15 protein-coding genes and 2 pseudogenes are annotated in these 16,014 nt (G+C 60.9%); 15 read left to right on the forward strand and 2 right to left on the reverse strand.

What is annotated here, in order from left to right; translation table 11 throughout:
• Positions 1–42: 42 nt before the first annotated feature.
• Positions 43–1,354, reverse strand: a pseudogene (locus JUI81_RS00005) (MFS transporter).
• Positions 1,355–1,523: 169 nt separating this feature from the next.
• Between JUI81_RS00005 and JUI81_RS00010 the strand changes: the two are divergent.
• The 15 genes and pseudogenes from JUI81_RS00010 to JUI81_RS31690 all read left to right on the forward strand — a co-directional run.
• A complete protein-coding gene (locus tag JUI81_RS00010) occupies positions 1,524–2,651 on the forward strand; it encodes a sugar diacid recognition domain-containing protein (protein ID WP_096480259.1) in 1,128 nt (375 codons plus the stop codon).
• 267 nt (positions 2,652–2,918) lie between these two features.
• Entirely contained in the window at positions 2,919–4,067 is a 1,149-nt protein-coding gene (locus JUI81_RS00015) for a glycerate kinase (protein WP_204123313.1), read from the forward strand.
• Positions 4,068–4,289: 222 nt separating this feature from the next.
• Entirely contained in the window at positions 4,290–5,915 is a 1,626-nt protein-coding gene (locus tag JUI81_RS00020; protein ID WP_204123314.1) for a methyl-accepting chemotaxis protein, read from the forward strand.
• Positions 5,916–5,955: 40 nt separating this feature from the next.
• Positions 5,956–7,143 (forward strand): pyridoxal phosphate-dependent aminotransferase, encoded by a 1,188-nt coding sequence (locus tag JUI81_RS00025; protein ID WP_028940652.1) that lies wholly within the window; start codon positions 5,956–5,958, stop codon positions 7,141–7,143.
• Between the two features lie 96 nt (positions 7,144–7,239).
• The gene (locus JUI81_RS00030; protein ID WP_019578809.1) at positions 7,240–7,638 is read left to right on the forward strand and encodes a hypothetical protein; all 399 of its coding nucleotides are present in this window, start codon (positions 7,240–7,242) and stop codon (positions 7,636–7,638) included.
• 104 nt (positions 7,639–7,742) lie between these two features.
• On the forward strand, positions 7,743–8,141 hold the full coding sequence (locus JUI81_RS00035; protein ID WP_096480256.1) for a hypothetical protein: 399 nt from the start codon (positions 7,743–7,745) through the stop codon (positions 8,139–8,141).
• A 97-nt stretch (positions 8,142–8,238) separates the two neighbouring features.
• A complete protein-coding gene (locus tag JUI81_RS00040; RefSeq protein WP_204123315.1) occupies positions 8,239–8,919 on the forward strand; it encodes an isoprenylcysteine carboxylmethyltransferase family protein in 681 nt (226 codons plus the stop codon).
• 2 nt (positions 8,920–8,921) lie between these two features.
• Positions 8,922–9,191 (forward strand): DUF5676 family membrane protein, encoded by a 270-nt coding sequence (locus JUI81_RS00045; protein WP_204123316.1) that lies wholly within the window; start codon positions 8,922–8,924, stop codon positions 9,189–9,191.
• A gap of 25 nt (positions 9,192–9,216) precedes the next feature.
• The gene (locus JUI81_RS00050) at positions 9,217–11,400 is read left to right on the forward strand and encodes a heavy metal translocating P-type ATPase (protein ID WP_204123317.1); all 2,184 of its coding nucleotides are present in this window, start codon (positions 9,217–9,219) and stop codon (positions 11,398–11,400) included.
• Positions 11,397–11,615: a hypothetical protein gene (locus tag JUI81_RS00055; RefSeq protein ID WP_019578814.1), complete on the forward strand. Its 219-nt coding sequence runs from the start codon at positions 11,397–11,399 to the stop codon at positions 11,613–11,615. The genes JUI81_RS00050 and JUI81_RS00055 overlap by 4 nt, the downstream gene beginning before the upstream one ends.
• Positions 11,612–11,941 (forward strand): DUF2933 domain-containing protein, encoded by a 330-nt coding sequence (locus JUI81_RS00060; RefSeq protein WP_204123318.1) that lies wholly within the window; start codon positions 11,612–11,614, stop codon positions 11,939–11,941. Before JUI81_RS00055 ends, JUI81_RS00060 begins: the two co-directional genes overlap by 4 nt.
• 130 nt (positions 11,942–12,071) lie before the next feature.
• Positions 12,072–13,589: a thymidine phosphorylase family protein gene (locus JUI81_RS00065; protein WP_204123319.1), complete on the forward strand. Its 1,518-nt coding sequence runs from the start codon at positions 12,072–12,074 to the stop codon at positions 13,587–13,589.
• The gene (locus JUI81_RS00070; RefSeq protein WP_019578817.1) at positions 13,586–14,470 is read left to right on the forward strand and encodes a ribose-phosphate pyrophosphokinase; all 885 of its coding nucleotides are present in this window, start codon (positions 13,586–13,588) and stop codon (positions 14,468–14,470) included. The genes JUI81_RS00065 and JUI81_RS00070 overlap by 4 nt, the downstream gene beginning before the upstream one ends.
• Before the next feature lie 108 nt (positions 14,471–14,578).
• Positions 14,579–14,881: a methionine adenosyltransferase gene (locus JUI81_RS00075; protein WP_019578818.1), complete on the forward strand. Its 303-nt coding sequence runs from the start codon at positions 14,579–14,581 to the stop codon at positions 14,879–14,881.
• A pseudogene (locus JUI81_RS31690) lies at positions 14,814–14,981 on the forward strand (methionine adenosyltransferase); the annotation flags it as partial. The gene JUI81_RS00075 and the pseudogene JUI81_RS31690, both read left to right, overlap by 68 nt.
• A 31-nt stretch (positions 14,982–15,012) precedes the next feature.
• Here JUI81_RS31690 and JUI81_RS00080 read toward each other — a convergent pair.
• A complete protein-coding gene (locus JUI81_RS00080) occupies positions 15,013–16,014 on the reverse strand; it encodes a D-glycerate dehydrogenase (RefSeq protein WP_204123320.1) in 1,002 nt (333 codons plus the stop codon).

The raw sequence follows: 16,014 nt of genomic DNA on the forward strand, positions 1-16,014 counted from the left end.
TGTTGGCGATTGATCGTTCCACGCGGAGCGTGGGAACGATCATTACACCCGCAGCGTCCGGGTCATGCGCAACGCCAGCAAGCTGCCGCACACAATCACCCCGGCCAGCAGATACAACGCCGCATCGGTCGAACCAGTGCTGTCCTTGACCCAACCCACCAGATACGGGCTCAGGAACCCAGCCATCTGCCCCATGGAGTTGATCAACGCCAGACCACCGGCCGCCGCACCCGCGCTCAGCAGCGCCGTCGGCACCGGCCAGAACATCGGCAGGCCGGTGAGGGCGCCCATGGTGGCGATGGTCAGGCCGAGAATTGCGATGGCCGGCGTGGTCGCGAAGTTCACGGCGATCAACAGACCGACCGCGCCCATCAGCATCGGCACCACCAAATGCCAGCGACGTTCTTTGCGCAGGTCCGCCGAGCGGCCCACCATCAACATGAACACCGCCGCCAGCAAGTACGGAATCGCGCTGAGCCAGCCGATCACCAGGTTATCGCTGAAACCGAGGTTCTTGATGATCGACGGCAGCCAGAAGTTGATCGCGTAAACACCGCTCTGGATGCAGAAGTAGATCAAACCAAAGGCCCAGATCGCCGGGTTCTTGAACACTGCCCGCAAGGAGTCGGTGGTCGTTTTCGGTTTACTGGCCAGGTCTTCTGCGTGGTCGGCTTCAAGCACGGAACGCTCGTACGGGGTCAGCCACTTGGCATTGGCGTAACTGTCGCTGAGCAGGAAATAGGCGAGGGCGCCGAGGATCACGGTCGGGATGCCTTGCAGCAGGAACATCCACTGCCAGCCGGCCAAACCGGCCTGGCCTGCGCCGAAGTGGTTGAGGATCCAGCCGGAAAACGGGCTGCCCAGCAGGCCCGACACCGGGATCGCCGACATGAACAGCGCCATGATGCGGCCACGGCGGAAGGTCGGGAACCACTGCGAAAGGTAAAGCACCACGCCTGGGAAGAACCCGGCTTCGGCGGCACCGGTGAACAGGCGCAGGGTGTAGAACTCGGTAGGTGTGGTGACGAACAGCAGGCAAGTCGAGAGCGCTCCCCACGTCATCATCATCAACGCGATCCAGCGTCGCGGGCCGAATTTTGCTCAGCGCCAGGTTGCTCGGTACGCCGCACAGCACGTAGCCGATAAAGAAGATTCCGGCACCGAGGCCGTACACGGTTTCGCTGAATTTCAGCGCGTCGAGCATCTGCAGTTTGGCAAACCCGACGTTCACCCGGTCGAGGTAGTTGAACAGGTAGCAGATGAAGATGAAGGGGATCAAACGCAAGGTAATGCGTTTGTAGACGGCGTTCTTGTCGTCAGCGTTGGCCAGGGTAGCGGTGGCGCTCTGTGACATGGCGGGCTCTCTCTTTATTATGATTTTTTGCGACGCAAGGGTAACGTTGATCGCCCGGTGAGTCTCGGCCACCCCTTGGGTGGTTGTCTTTGTGCCTGAGCACAGGGTTTGCAACCCTGGCCTGTGCGGGTGAACAACCCGTCCCATCACGCTTTCAAGGATCCCCGCTATGTTCGAACTCGATCACGACCTGGCCCAGGACATCGTCGACCGGGCGATGGCCATCCTGCCCTATAACGTCAATGTCATGGACAGTCAGGGGCTGATTCTTGGCAGCGGCGAGCCGGAGCGCATCAACACCCGTCACGAAGGCGCGCAACTGGTGCTGGCCAACGGGCGCGTGGTGGAGATCGACGCGCAAACAGCGATCCATCTCAAAGGCGTGCAGCCGGGCATTAATCTGCCGCTGTTGCTCGATCAGCGCTTGATTGGTGTGCTGGGCATCACCGGTGAACCGGAGCAATTGCGCACCTACGCCGAACTGGTGCGCATGACCGCCGAGATGCTGGTGGCCCAGCGCAATCAGCAGGCCGAGCAGCAATGGCGGCGCCAACGGTGCGACGATCTGCTGGCATTGCTGTTGAGCGAAGCAGGGGATTCGCCACGGTTGCTGGATGAAGCGCAGCAACTGGGGCTCAAGCCGCAGCTGACACGAGTGCCGTATCTGTTCGAGTTGGGCATCGAACACGGCCCGAGCCAGACCGTCGAAGCGCTCAGCGCCTGGCTGATGTCGCGCTACCCGGACAGTTGGTGCGTGAGCTCGGCCAAATCTTCGTTGCTCTGGTGCCGCCCGGCGACGCCTGCGGTCGAGAACGAACGATTGCTGGAAAAGCTCGATGGCCTGGGCTGGAACATTTTGCGCATTGCCGTGGGCGGGCAGGCCGACGGCTTGTCGGGGTTGCGTCGCTGCTATCGACGGGTCGGCGATTTGCTGGCCTACGGGCGCGATGTGTTGCCGCATTCGCGCTTGTTGATCCTGAACCGTTATCGGCTGCCGGTGATGCTCTGGCGGCACCGCGACGACGATGCGCTGGATGAACTGCTGCGGCCGCTGCGTAAAGTCATCGCCAAGGACGGTAACGGGCAACTGCTGGCGACCCTGCGCAGTTGGTGCGAACACGACGGCCAGAGCCAGGCCTGCGCCGATGCCTTGGGCATCCACCGCAACAGTTTGCGCTACCGCATGGAGCGAATCGCCGAACTCAGCGGCGTCGATCCGCTGAAGCTGGACGGAATGCTCGCGCTGTACCTTGGCGTCCAGCTCCTGCCCCAAACCGAACTGCCGACCACCATGTAGCAGCTGCCGAGCCTGCGAGGCTGCGTTCGGCGACGCAGTCGTCGTAAATTCTATAAATACGGCTTACCTGACACACCGCGCCGCATGATTTCACGACGGCTGCGTCGCCGAACGCAGCCTCGCAGGCTCGGCAGCTGCTACCGACGAACAGTGCGGGCCAGGGTTTTGTGAAATTGAACAATAATCCTCACGACCGCTTGTGCAGCGGACCGGCGTTATTGTTCAGGCCTGCTGGCAGCATGGACGCATTGGAACTGGAGAATTCGCATGAAAATCGTCATTGCCCCCGATTCGTTCAAGGACAGCCTGAGTGCCCAAGGTGTGGCCGACGCCATCGCGTTGGGATTGGCGCAGGTCTGGCCAGACGCGCAATTGCTCAAGTGCCCGATGGCTGATGGTGGCGAAGGCACGGTCGAGTCGATTCTGGCCGCATGCGATGGGGAACTGCGCCGCACCCGTGTTCGCGGGCCGTTGGGCGCCACGGTCGATGCCGCCTGGGGCTGGTTGCCGCAGAGCCACACCGCGATCATCGAAATGGCCGAGGCCAGTGGCCTGCAACTGGTACCGACGAACCTGCGCGATGCCTGCACCAGCAGCACCTTCGGCACCGGCGAATTGATCCGCGCTGCGCTCGATGCCGGGGCGCAACGAGTGATTCTGGCGATTGGTGGCAGTGCCACGAATGACGGCGGCGCCGGGGCGATGCAGGCCTTGGGGGTGAAACTGCTGGATGCCCAGGGCCAAACCCTGGCGCCGGGTGGTCTGGCGCTGGCGCAACTGGCTCGTCTTGACCTGAGTGATGTCGACCCGCGCCTGGCCGAGGTGCGTTTCGACATCGCCGCTGACGTCAATAATCCACTGTGCGGCCCTCACGGTGCGTCAGCGATTTTCGGCCCGCAGAAAGGCGCGTCGCCCGAGCAAGTCCAGCAGCTGGACCTCGCTCTCGGGCATTTTGCCGAGCTCTGCGCGCAAGCACTGGACAAGGACGTGCGCGATGAACCGGGCAGTGGCGCGGCGGGCGGTCTGGGGTTTGCCGCGAAGGCGTTTCTCGGCGCGCAATTCCAGGCCGGTGTGGAAGTGGTCGCCGAGCTGGTGGGGCTGGCCGAAGCGGTCAAAGGCGCCGACCTGGTGATCACCGGCGAAGGCCGTTTCGATGCCCAGACATTGCGCGGCAAAACCCCGTTTGGCGTGGCGCGCATTGCACGGCTGCATGGCGTGCCAGTCATCGTCATTGCCGGCACCTTGGGCGAGGGGTATCAGGCGCTGTACGAGCATGGCATCGATGCGGCTTTTGCATTGGCGAGCGGGCCGATGACCCTGGAGCAGGCCTGCGCCGAGGCGCCGCGATTGCTGCGTGAGCGCGCCAGTGACATCGCGCGGGTTTGGCGAGTGGCCGCCCGCAAAATCCAGAACTGACACCATTCCCAGTAGCAGCTGCCTCGCAGGCTCGGCAGCTGCTACACGTTTGAAAAATATTTCTCCAGACCCCTGCAAAAAACCTAATCCCCGGCCGATACAGCCAATAGGCGTACACAAACCTATTACAACAGTGGCGCCAAACTGAAAGGTGCGCGCCATCGCCCGCCCGCCAGTGATCACCGCAAGGATGCTCGCCGCCTCAATTACCGAGATCATCCTATGTCCCTGCGTAATCTGAAAATCGCGCCTCGAGCTTTCCTCGGTTTCGCCTTCATTGCCCTGCTGGTCATTGTGCTGGGTGTGTTTGCCGTGAACCGCATGTCGACTATTCGCCAAGCCTCTGTCGATATGGAGATGACGCAGCTACCCAGCATCGGTTTTTTGGGCAACGTGACGGAAAACGTCCTGCGGCTGCGAATTCTCTCGTTCCGCGTCCTGGTCAACCGTGACCCGGCGGCATTGCAGGAAGCCCAGACCCGCGTCGGCGCGCTCGTCGATAAGGTGCGCAGCGCCCAAGCCAGTTATGCCGCCTTGCCCGCTGGCCCTGAAGAAGCCGCGCTGTACAAAACCTTCTCGGCAACCCTCGACAACTACATGCAGGCCCAGAGCCAGATGCTGGAGCTGTCGCGGCAGGACAAGCTCGATGAGATGCGCACCCTGATCAACACGCGGATCAAGGAAGGTACTGATCAGATGGGCGAGCAACTGAACAAACTGATAGCGATCAACGCCGCCGATGCCAAAGCCGCGTCGGCGAAAGCGGGCGAGCACTACAGCGAAGCCTTTATCGGCATCGTGACGGTGGCGGTGATAGCTGCCCTGATGACCGTGCTACTGGCCTGGCTGCTGACCCGCAGTATCCTCACACCGTTGAACCGTGCGGTACTGGCGGCTGAAACCATCGCCGGCGGTAATCTGAGCAAGGTCATCGAAGTTGACGGCAACGATGAACCGGCGCGTTTGCTCGGTGCCTTGGCCGCCATGCAGACGAACTTGCGCAAGACCATCGAACAGATCGCCGGCTCCGCGACGCAACTGGGCGCCGCCGCCGAAGAACTCAGCACCGTGACGCAGGAAGCGTCCCGTGGCCTGCAACAGCAGAACAACGAAATTGAACAGGCCGCCACCGCCGTCAACGAAATGACCGCCGCCGTGGAAGAAGTAGCACGCAATGCAGTATCGACGTCCGAAGCCTCGAACCAGTCGACCGCGGCCGCCCGTGAAGGTCGTGACCGGGTGGTGGAAACCGTCGACGCGATCCAGACCATGACCCACGACGTGCAAAACACTGCACTGATGATCGAAGGCCTGGCCACTCAGGGCCGCGACATCGGCAAAGTGCTGGACGTGATCCGCGCCATTGCCGAGCAGACCAACCTGCTGGCCCTCAACGCCGCCATCGAAGCGGCCCGTGCCGGGGAAGCCGGGCGTGGCTTTGCGGTGGTGGCGGACGAGGTCCGGGCGCTGGCCCATCGCACTGCGCAATCGACCCAGGAAATCGAGAAAATGGTGGCCGGCATTCAGAACGGTACTGGTGAAGCGGTTTCGTCGATGCAACAAAGCAATCAGCGCACCCAAAGCACCCTGGAAATGGCCCGTGCGGCGGGTGTCGCCCTGGAACAGATCACTTCATCGATTCAGCTGATCAATGAACGCAACCTGGTGATCGCCAGCGCCTCGGAAGAACAGGCCCAGGTGTCCCGTGAAGTCGACCGCAACCTGGTGAACATCCGCGACCTGGCCACCCAGTCGGCCGCCGGTGCCAACCAGACCAGCGCCGCCACCCATGAACTGTCACGACTGGCGGTAGATTTGAACGCAATGGTGGCGCGTTTCGTGATTTGAGATAGGGTTGAAACTGGAACTCGCGCGTTAGGAGAAGTACATGCGCTATTCAGCCTTGACCCAACGAATCGACGGTGACGGAGCGGCAGCCTGGAAGATTCACGATCGAGCGCTGGAATTGCGCGAGCAGGGCGTCGACGTGCTGCTGCTGTCGGTCGGCGATCCGGATTTCGATACGCCGCTGCCGATCGTCCACGCGGCCATCGACAGCCTGTTGGCCGGCGACACCCATTACTCGGATGTGCGCGGCACCCGTACATTGCGCAGCAGCATCGCCAGCCGTCATCAGCAGCGCTGCGGCCAGGAGGTGGACGCCGATCATGTGATCGTGTTGCCCGGCGCTCAATGCGCGGTGTATTCGGTTGCCCAGTGCCTGCTCGACCCGGGTGACGAAGTGATCATCGCTGAACCGATGTACGTCACTTATGAAGGCGTGTTCGGTGCCTGCGGGGCGAGCGTGGTGCCTGTGGCGGTGCGTCCGGAGAACGGCTTTCGGGTCGAGCCGGCGGATGTCGCGGCGCTGATCACCGCTAAAACCCGGGTCATTCTGCTCAACAGTCCGAACAATCCCTCCGGTGCCAGCCTTTCCTTGAAAAGCTGGCAGGAACTGGCGGCGCTGTGTGTGCAACATGACCTCTGGCTGATCAGCGATGAGGTCTATAGCGACCTGTTGTATGAGGGCGAGCACATCAGCCCGGCCAGCCTGCCGGGTATGGCCGAGCGCACCGCGACCCTCAACAGTTTGTCCAAATCCCATGCCATGACTGGCTGGCGGGTAGGCTGGATGATCGGCCCGAAACCTCTGGCCGATCATGTGATGCATCTGTCGTTGTGCATGCTGTTCGGCATTCCGGATTTCGTTCAGAAAGCTGCGCAAGCAGCACTCGATAAGGATTTGCCGGAAGTGGCGCTGATGCGTGAGGAGTATCGCCAGCGACGCGATCTGGTGTGCGCGAGGTTGAGCGGTTGCCCCGGTATCCGGCCGATCAAGCCCGATGGCGGGATGTTTGTGATGCTCGATGTGCGCCAGACCGGGCTCGGCGCCCAGGACTTTGCCGAGCGGCTGCTGGAAGGTTATGGCGTGTCGGTGCTGGCCGGCGAAGCCTTCGGGCCGAGTGCGGCGGGGCACATACGCATCGGGCTGGTGGTGGACCAGGTGAAGCTGGCGGAGGCGTGTCGGCGGATTGCGTCCTGTGCGGCGGATTTGCTGCAGATGCGACGGGCCTGATCGCGCCATCGACTAATTTGATATTGATCAACTTCTGCATTGCTTTGCTGGCTAGACTGAAAATCAATACGACGTAACAAGTCGAGGTTGTACTTCATGTCCTGGTTTCGTCGGCACCGCCAACGCCTACTGCGCCTGATCCTCGCCGTATGGGTGGTTGCTGTGACCGTGATGGCAATCCAGGGGTGTCTGGTACAGCCGATTCACAATTTGGCCGCGCCACACAATGTCGAACAGCATCGGGTGGAGGGGCATGCGCTCCACGCCAATGGTTGCCTTCAAAACTGTGAGGACACTGCCACGGCGATAAAACCTGCATTGCAGATGCCAGCAGCGGATCCTGTCCACTGGGCTGCCCTGTTACTGCTAACGGCGGCAGTCCTGATTATGGTGTTTGATCCTGAGCAAAAATCCTCCTTCGCCGCTCTTGTACTGAAACGTCCCGCGCCACCCGAAAGCCCTGTACGTCTTACTTTCGTCCGTTTCAACGATTAACCCCTGCCTCAGAGTGGCAGAGCACGGGTTGCTCTGTCCTGCTGCGTCGCAGTTTCGCGACTCGGTTATTCCTGCTTATCCCGTCACAATCTCAGGAGTTCATCATGCAAGTGCATTCGAAATGGGTTTTGGCTGCCGTCTTGGCCAGCCGTGCATTCATGGTCTCTGCCGAGGATGCGCATCACCCGGCCGACGCGCCAGCCGACGCAACCGTGAGCACCGCCCCGGCATCGACGACCATGACCAAAGCCATGACCGAGCAAATGCAGAAAATGCAGGCTGCACATGACAAAGCAGTAGCGGCTGAAACGCCGGCTGAGCGCCAGTCCGCCTTGCAAGAAGGCATGAAAGCGATGCAGGACAGCATGGCCATGATGAGTAAGGAGCAGGGTGCGATGGGTTGTATGGGAGCTAAGGACAGTGAAGGCAAAGGGATGATGGACATGATGATGCAGATGATGGAGCAGCAGTCGTCCATGATGGAAATGCCGATGAAAAAGTGAATGTGCGGTAGAGCTGCTGCAAATGACATGGCTCTGGCGCTGGAGGGGTGAATGCAGCCAGCACCCCTCTGATGTTTGTTGTTGAGGAGCACCCACCATGAACCATACAGAATCGGCCTACGGTCTTTGGTCGCTGGTTATCATCAACTCATTGGTGTTTATCCTGTTTGCCTTCAGTTTCACCCGGCCCAGGACGAGCCGCGATTGGCGCTCATTCGGTATGTTCTCGGCGTTCCTGGTGGCTCTGTTTACCGAGATGTACGGTTTCCCGCTGACGATCTACCTGTTGATGCCCTGGCTCACTCGTCACTTCCCTGGCATCGACTTCCTTTCGCACGACGCTGGGCATTTGCTCGAAGTAATGATGGGGTGGAAGGTCAATCCACACTGGGGTCCATTCCACATTGTCAGCAACCTGCTGATCGCTGGAGGCTTCTGGTTATTGGCGGCCGCCTGGCGTGTGCTCTACAAGGCCCAAAGCACTGGCCAACTGGCGCTCGACGGACCGTATTCACGGATCCGTCACCCGCAGTACGCTGGCTTTGTGCTGATCATGTTTGGCTTTTTGTTGCAATGGCCGACATTGATCACCCTGGCAATGTTTCCAATTCTCCTGTTGGTCTACGCCAGGCTGGCGAAGCGAGAAGAGCAGGAGATGCTTGCGCACTTCGGTGATGCCTACCGAACTTACTGTGAACAGACTCCGGCATTCCTGCCCTGGTCAGCCCCCCACAGCCCCAACACTCCTACTGGTAGCCCTCCAGGCTCAGGAAAATAACCATGAACGCTCCCTGGAAAACCGGCATTTCTCTGGCCCTGACCATGGCCATTTCCTACACCATCTGTGCGTTGCTCTATGCGCTATGGCCGGTGCAGGGTATTGCTTTCCTCAGTGCCTTGTTCCATGGACTCGACTTCAGTCGTCTTCAAGCTCCGCAAGACTACAGTGTGGCGACTTTCGTCGGACCACTGCTGGTCTTGAGTGTATGGGGCGCGTTGGTCGGTACCTTGTTTGCGTGGCTGTCCGCCAAGCTTCATGGCAGGCCTTGATAGCTGCTTCGAGTAGGAGGCCGTGATGAGCGAATCACACATGCAGCACAGCCAACACCAGCAGGCGCTTGCATCAGGGAAAATGGCGAAAGACCCGATCTGCGGGATGATGGTTGATATGACCATGGCGTTGTCACGAGAACGTGGCGGGCGCACCTATTACTTTTGCAGCGATAGTTGCGTGCGCATCTTCGAGTCGCCAGAAAATGAACTGAAGGCGATGAAAACCCGCGTGACTATCGCCCTGACCGGTGTATTGGCCTTGGCGCTGCTGCGTGCGGGCGCCTTCATCGCGCTGGCCGCGGGTGCCACCTTGCTGACTTGGGTGCCGATCCCGGCACTCCCTTGGTTCACGTGGGGTATCTGGCTATTCCTGCTGGTAACACCGGTGCAGTTCATCGGCGGCTGGAGTTTCTATAAGGGGGCGTGGAATGCCATTCGCACCCGTAGCATCAACATGGATTTTCTGATCGCCCTCGGCACATCGGTCGCCTATTTCTACAGTGTCGCGGTGTTGTTCTTCCCGGATGTCCTGCCGGTCAAGGTAGCCGAGCGCGACGTCTATTTCGAGGTGTCGGCGGTCATCATCGCCTTCGTACTGCTTGGCAGGTACATGGAGGAGATCATCAAGAAAAAATCCTCGGCGGCGGTACGGCGCTTACTTGATCTCAAGCCTGCGATTGCGCATGTGATTCGTGACGGGCAAGAGGTCGACTTGCCTGCTGAAAACGTCATGGCCGGGGAGTTTCTGGTGGTCAAGCCTGGCGAGAAAATCCCCACCGATGGCGATGTCAGTGAAGGTCAGTCAACGGTGGATGAGTCCATGCTGACCGGCGAGTCGATGCCGGTCGACAAACACCCGGGCAGCCCGGTGATCGGGGGCACGCTCAATGGCAGTGGGGTGCTCACTTTCAAGGCGAGCAGGATCGGTGCCGATACCGCACTGGCGCAGATCATCAGGATGGTTGAGGAAGCACAGACCAGCACGGCACAGATCCAGCGGTTGGCCGATCAGGTCACGGGCTACTTTGTGCCGGCAGTGGTGACAGTCGCGATACTGGCCCTGATCGGCTGGTCTGTTGCGGGGAGTTTTCCGCAAGGGCTGTTGGCCTTTATCGCGGTGCTGATCATTTCCTGCCCCTGCGCCCTGGGCGTGGCGACGCCCGCCGCGTTAATGGTCGGTGTTGGCAAGGGGGCTGATAACGGCATCCTGATTCGCGGCGGCGAAGTGCTGGAGCGGGCAGAAAAACTGAGTACGGTGGTGTTCGACAAAACCGGCACCATTACCCGAGGCGAACCCAACGTAACCGATGTGATTTCGCTAGGCGCAGCGTCGGAACACGAGGTTTTGATGCTCGCCGCTGCTGTGGAGTCCGGTTCGGAACATCCGCTTGGTGCCGCGATTGTGCGCGCCGCCCGGCATCGCGATATCAGCCTGCCGAAAGCGAGCGACATCAAAGGGATCGCCGGTCACGGCATCGAAGGCAAGATCGACAATCGCACCCTCTGGCTGGGCAACCGGCGTTTATTCGCCCGCCAAGGCATTTCGACCGAGGCTGCCGAGGAGCACCTCATCCGTCTGGAAGCCGATGGCAAGACCGCCATGCTGGTCGGAGTCGATGACCGTTTGCTCGGTGTGATTGCTGTGGCCGATACCATTAAACCTGAAGCGGCCGAGGCTGTTGCGGCGTTGCTGGCCAGCGGCATCAAGGTCGTGCTGCTGAGCGGTGACAACCACCGTACTGCCGAAGCAGTCGCACGCCAGGTGGGCATCGAGCGAGTGATTGCCGAGGTTTTACCGAGCGACAAGGTCGCAGTGATCCGTCAATTGCAAAGCGAAGGGCAGGTCGTGGCCATGGTTGGCGATGGTGTCAACGATGCGCCTGCCCTGGCCACCGCAGACATCGGCATCGCCATCGGCTCGGGTTCCGATGTAGCCAAGGAAACCGGCGGCATCATCCTGCTCAAGAACGATGTGCGTGACGTGGTGACCGCGATCAAGCTGTCGCGCGCAACCATGGTCAAGATTAAACAAAACCTGTTCTGGGCATTCATCTACAACAGTATCGGCATTCCAATCGCGGCCTTTGGTGTGCTTAACCCCATCATCGCTGCCGCCGCCATGGCACTCAGCTCCCTGTCGGTGGTTGCCAACTCCGCAATGCTTAAACGTGCCCGTGTTGGTTTAAGCCAGGAGGCCACATCATGAAACGCGAAGTTTTGATTATCTGCCTTCTGACCAGTGTCGCGGGTATTGCAACGGCGATTTACCTGCTGGGGCTGACGGGCAAATCGTTGGCCATAGCAGCGATATTCCTGCTATGCCCGGTCTTGGTCGGGGTGCAACTTTTTCGCGGCGTCCGCCAATTCGATAAGGACATGGCCGAGGCCCGTCGTAAACCCCACAGGAGGAATCAGTTATGAGACGCCATTATGTTCCCCATCGCAGCGCCGGCCGTGTCAACGGGTTCTTCCTCGGCTTTCTTGCCATCGCCGGGTACTTCCTGTTGACCGAGCACCGGGCCCACGTCATTCCCTACTTGCCATTCCTGCTGTTGCTGGCCTGTCCGCTCATGCATCTGTTCATGCATCGTGGACACGGTGGGCATGGCGGTCACGAACAGGCCAATCGCGGTGAGCATGACGCGCACGGTGGCTGCTGCGGCCATCAGTACCGCGACGATCACGCAGGCCATGCGCCCGAATCCGGTAGTCAGTCGGACGGCGCGACGCAACGCCCAGACCTATGAGTGCCGTGCCGTATATCGCATGAGACCCTGGCTGCGTGCAGTGAGGGCAGTAGTATGGTGAACAAGTCCTGGATAGTGGCTTCTTCAGCGAATCGACTTACTGCGCCAAGGCGCCGAAAGGAGTGTGCTCATGCCGATACGCAGTGTGCTTGAGTTACGCGTCCGCCGGCTCGGCATTGATACCCACCAGCAGCCGGTGGCGTTCATGCCACGGGATTGTCACGTCTGCCGCTCGGAAGGTTTTTCCGCCTTGTCACGTATCGAACTGGTCAAAGGCACGCGTCGCGTCATCGCGACGCTGATGGTGGTGGATGGACGGTGGATAGCCGGCGGTGAGGTTGGGCTATCGGAATCGGCCTGGCGGCTGCTCGGTGCTCAGGAGGGTGAAAGCGTTGCCGTGCGTCACCCGGCGCCGGTAGAGTCGATGAGCGCCGTGCGCGGGAAGATCTATGGAAGTGCGCTGTCGCGGGAGGCGCTGACCGCGATCGTGAATGACATCGATGCCGGCCGATTCAGCGATGTGGAGCTGGCGGCCTTTCTAACCGGCTGTACCGGCAACCAACTGTCGCTCACCGAGATCCGCTATCTGACCGAAGCCATGGTTGAAACCGGCGAGCGTCTGCACTGGGACCGGTCACCGGTGCTGGACAAGCACTGCGTCGGTGGGCTGCCGGGGAATCGGACCACGCCCATCGTGGTGGCCATCGTCGCGGCCAACGGCCTTTGCATACCCAAGACTTCCTCCCGCGCCATTACCTCGCCAGCGGGTACAGCCGATACCATGGAGACCCTGGCCCCGGTCGCTCTCGATTTGCCGGCGATGCGCAAGGTCGTGGAGCAAGAAAACGGTTGTGTCGTGTGGGGCGCGGCCGTGCAACTGAGCCCGACCGATGATGTCATGATCCGGGTCGAACGAGCCCTGGACTTGGACAGCCAAGGCCAGTTGGTGGCCTCGGTGTTGTCGAAGAAACTGGCGGCCGGTGCCAGTCATGTGTTGATCGATATCCCGGTCGGCGCCACCGCGAAAGTACGCGATCTGCCGGCGGCGATAAAACTGCAAACGCTGTTGGTCGAGGTCGGCGGTCGGCTTGGCCTCAACGTCAAGGTGCATGTCTCGAACGGTGATGGCCCTGTTGGGCGGGGTATCGGTCCGGCATTGGAAGCGCGTGATGTGCTGGCGGTGCTGCGCGGCGATGCGCAGGCGCCGCCGGACTTGCGTAAGCGTACCCTCGACCTCGCCGGTCTGTTACTGGAAATGGCCGGCAAGGCGCCGGCCGATAGTGGCTATGCGCTCGCCGCCACAACCTTGGCGAGCGGTAGTGCCTGGCGAAAATTCCAGGCCATCGCGAACGCCCAGGGCGGACTGCGAGAGCCGCCGCAGGCGCGCTATAGGCACCCGGTCCTGGCCGGCCGTGAAGGTCGTGTGTGCCGCATCGACAACCGCGTACTGTCGCGCATCGGGAAATTGGCCGGGGCACCAGCGGCCCCGGCGGCCGGGCTGGTACTCGGTACGGCGCTCGGAGAACGGGTCGAGGCCGATCAGCCGCTCTATACCGTGCATGCCGAAAGCCCGGGCGAACTGGCCTATGCGCTGGAGTATGCACAGCAGCACCCGGAACTCTTCTTCATCGAGGAGGATGCGCCATGAATCCCCTGCTGTTTTGTCTCGACGGCAATCTGGCTTTACAGACCGGGCTGGCGGCGGCTGCGAGGTTGCAACCTGCCGTCTGCCAATTGAGGCAGTTTCCCGACGAGGAAAGCTACGTGCGTGTGTTGAGCGACGTGCAGGGCCGTGACGCGGTGATTCTGTGCAGCCTGCACGGTCCGGACAAACGGTTCATACCGCTGTGCTTCCTTATGGAAACCCTGCGCGAGATGGGCACTCGCTCTGTGGGCCTGGTTGCTCCCTACTTGGCCTATATGCGCCAGGACCAGCGTTTTCATCCGGGTGAGGCTGTCAGCGCGCGTCTGTTTGCTGCACTGTTGGCTCCGCACATCGACTGGTTGGTGACGGTGGATCCGCACCTGCATCGTATCCATGATCTAGGCACCCTATACCCGGTACCGCATCGAGTCGTACATGCCGCGCCGGCCCTGGCAGCCTGGATCCCCGGCAAGATCGCCCGACCTTTGTTGATCGGTCCGGACAGCGAAAGCGAGCAATGGGTATCGGAGGTCGCCCGGCTGGCGAAAGCACCATTCATCGTGTTGCAGAAAATGCGACTCGGCGATCGGGAGGTCGCGGTCTCCGTGCCCGATATCCAGCGTTGGCGAGAACACACCCCGGTGTTGATCGACGACATCATTTCGACGGGGCATACCCTGCTCGAAACCGCCGGGCACCTGCAACGAGCAGGCATGCGCCCACCGGTGGCCTTGGCGGTGCACGGAGTGTATGCAGAACACGCCCAACGCGACCTGCAAGCGGCCGGCATTCAGGTCTTCACCAGCAATAGCATCCGGCACGCCAGCAACGCCATCGATCTGTCGACACTGCTTGCACAAGCCATCAAGGAGCTTGCCCCATGACTTCCGTACTCACTCATCACGGGCACTCACGGACTGATCGCAAACAGCGCCGCCGTGCACGAGGTACTGAGTAGACGCGATCGATCGGAAGATAACGCGGAGAGGAACATGAGCGACAGGACCCGGTTCGTCATTACTGCCTGCGAACGCTTGCACCGGATGAGCGAAGTCGAAATGTGTGAACACAAGGGGATCGGTCATCCGGACAGCCTGTGCGATGGTGTCGCGCAAGCCGTGTCGTTGGCGCTCAACCGCGCGTACCTGCAAGCCTATGGGCGCATTCAGCATTACAACGTCGACAAGGCCTTGTTGATCGGCGGCCAGAGCCAGCCGCACTTTGGTGGTGGACTATTTCGCGGTCAAACAGTCAATCACGGAGCATTTACGCGCGATCCTGGCGAGCCCCTGTGATCTAGCCGTCAATACACTCGATGATACGATCGCGATCGGCGTAGACGGGATTTACCTGACCGTCACCGGGTTGAGCGCAGAGCAGGGGGACGACGGCCAAGTCGGACGCGGTAACCGCATGAACGGCCTGATCACACCTTGCCGTAGCATGCCGCTTGACCTCTCCACGCCTGCCCATTCACCAGATTCACCGGCCGCTCACCCGCCAACGCCGCCAACAAATTTTCGACCGCACAAGTCGCCATCGCCTCCCGCGTCTCATGGGTCGCCGAACCGATATGCGGCGTCGCCACCACATTGTTCAACTGCAACAACGGCGAGTCATGGCGCAGCGGTTCGCGCTCGAACACATCCAGCCCGGCAGCGCGAATCCGGTTCTGCTGCAACGCCTCGATCAACGCCGCTTCGTCCACCACCTTGCCCCGTGAAATATTGATGAAGATGCTCTGCGGGCGCATCAAGGCGAACTCCCTGGCGCCGATCAGCTTTTCGGTTTCAGCGGTCAGTGGCAAGGTCAGGCAAATGAAGTCGGCCTGCTGCAACAACTCGGTCAGGCTACGGTATTGCGCATTGAAGCGCTGCTCCACCGCCGGTTTCGGCGAATGGCTGTGATACACAACCGGCATGCCAAAACCGAAATGCCCACGCTGCGCCAACGCCTCGCCAATCCGCCCCATGCCGATGATGCCCAGCGTCTTGCCATGCACATCGCTGCCGAAATGCGCCGGGCCAATGTTGCGGTTCCACTGGCCGGCGCGAACCATGTTCGCCAGTTCCACCACGCGTCGGGCGGTGGCCAGGATCAGCGCGAAACCGGTGTCGGCGGTGGTCTCGGTCAACACATCGGGGGTGTTGCTGAGCAGTATCCGCCGTTCGGTCAGGTAGTCGATGTCGTAGTTGTCGACGCCGACGGACACACTGGCAATCGCTTCCAGGTTCGGTGCCAGGTCAAGCAACCCGGCATCGAGTTTCAGACTGGCGCCAAGCAACCCTTGGGCGCGGGGCAGGGCCTGGCGCAGCTTGGCCAGGCCTTCGGCGTCGAGGCTGTCGATCAGCGTCACCTCGGTCTGCTCATGCAAGCGAGCCATCAGCAGCGGCGAGAGTTTCTTGTACAGCACAACCTGCTTTTTCAT

The sequence above is a fragment of the Pseudomonas sp. 008 genome, from assembly GCF_016861935.1.
GTDB lineage: Bacteria > Pseudomonadota > Gammaproteobacteria > Pseudomonadales > Pseudomonadaceae > Aquipseudomonas.

Bases quoted from the DNA above. Each gene is read 5' to 3' on its own strand.
- JUI81_RS00030 (WP_019578809.1), top strand. From the start codon at position 7,240: ATGTCCTGGTTTCGTCGGCACCGCCAACGCCTACTGCGCCTGATCCTC.
- JUI81_RS00055 (WP_019578814.1), top strand. From the start codon at position 11,397: ATGAAACGCGAAGTTTTGATTATCTGCCTTCTGACCAGTGTCGCGGGT.
- JUI81_RS00075 (WP_019578818.1), top strand. From the start codon at position 14,579: ATGAGCGACAGGACCCGGTTCGTCATTACTGCCTGCGAACGCTTGCAC.
- JUI81_RS00060 (WP_204123318.1), top strand. From the start codon at position 11,612: ATGAGACGCCATTATGTTCCCCATCGCAGCGCCGGCCGTGTCAACGGG.
- JUI81_RS00015 (WP_204123313.1), top strand. From the start codon at position 2,919: ATGAAAATCGTCATTGCCCCCGATTCGTTCAAGGACAGCCTGAGTGCC.
- JUI81_RS00010 (WP_096480259.1), top strand. From the start codon at position 1,524: ATGTTCGAACTCGATCACGACCTGGCCCAGGACATCGTCGACCGGGCG.
- JUI81_RS00065 (WP_204123319.1), top strand. From the start codon at position 12,072: ATGCCGATACGCAGTGTGCTTGAGTTACGCGTCCGCCGGCTCGGCATT.
- JUI81_RS00025 (WP_028940652.1), top strand. From the start codon at position 5,956: ATGCGCTATTCAGCCTTGACCCAACGAATCGACGGTGACGGAGCGGCA.
- JUI81_RS00050 (WP_204123317.1), top strand. From the start codon at position 9,217: ATGAGCGAATCACACATGCAGCACAGCCAACACCAGCAGGCGCTTGCA.
- JUI81_RS00070 (WP_019578817.1), top strand. From the start codon at position 13,586: ATGAATCCCCTGCTGTTTTGTCTCGACGGCAATCTGGCTTTACAGACC.
- JUI81_RS00020 (WP_204123314.1), top strand. From the start codon at position 4,290: ATGTCCCTGCGTAATCTGAAAATCGCGCCTCGAGCTTTCCTCGGTTTC.
- JUI81_RS00080 (WP_204123320.1), bottom strand. From the start codon at position 16,014: ATGAAAAAGCAGGTTGTGCTGTACAAGAAACTCTCGCCGCTGCTGATG.
- JUI81_RS00045 (WP_204123316.1), top strand. From the start codon at position 8,922: ATGAACGCTCCCTGGAAAACCGGCATTTCTCTGGCCCTGACCATGGCC.
- JUI81_RS00040 (WP_204123315.1), top strand. From the start codon at position 8,239: ATGAACCATACAGAATCGGCCTACGGTCTTTGGTCGCTGGTTATCATC.
- JUI81_RS00035 (WP_096480256.1), top strand. From the start codon at position 7,743: ATGCAAGTGCATTCGAAATGGGTTTTGGCTGCCGTCTTGGCCAGCCGT.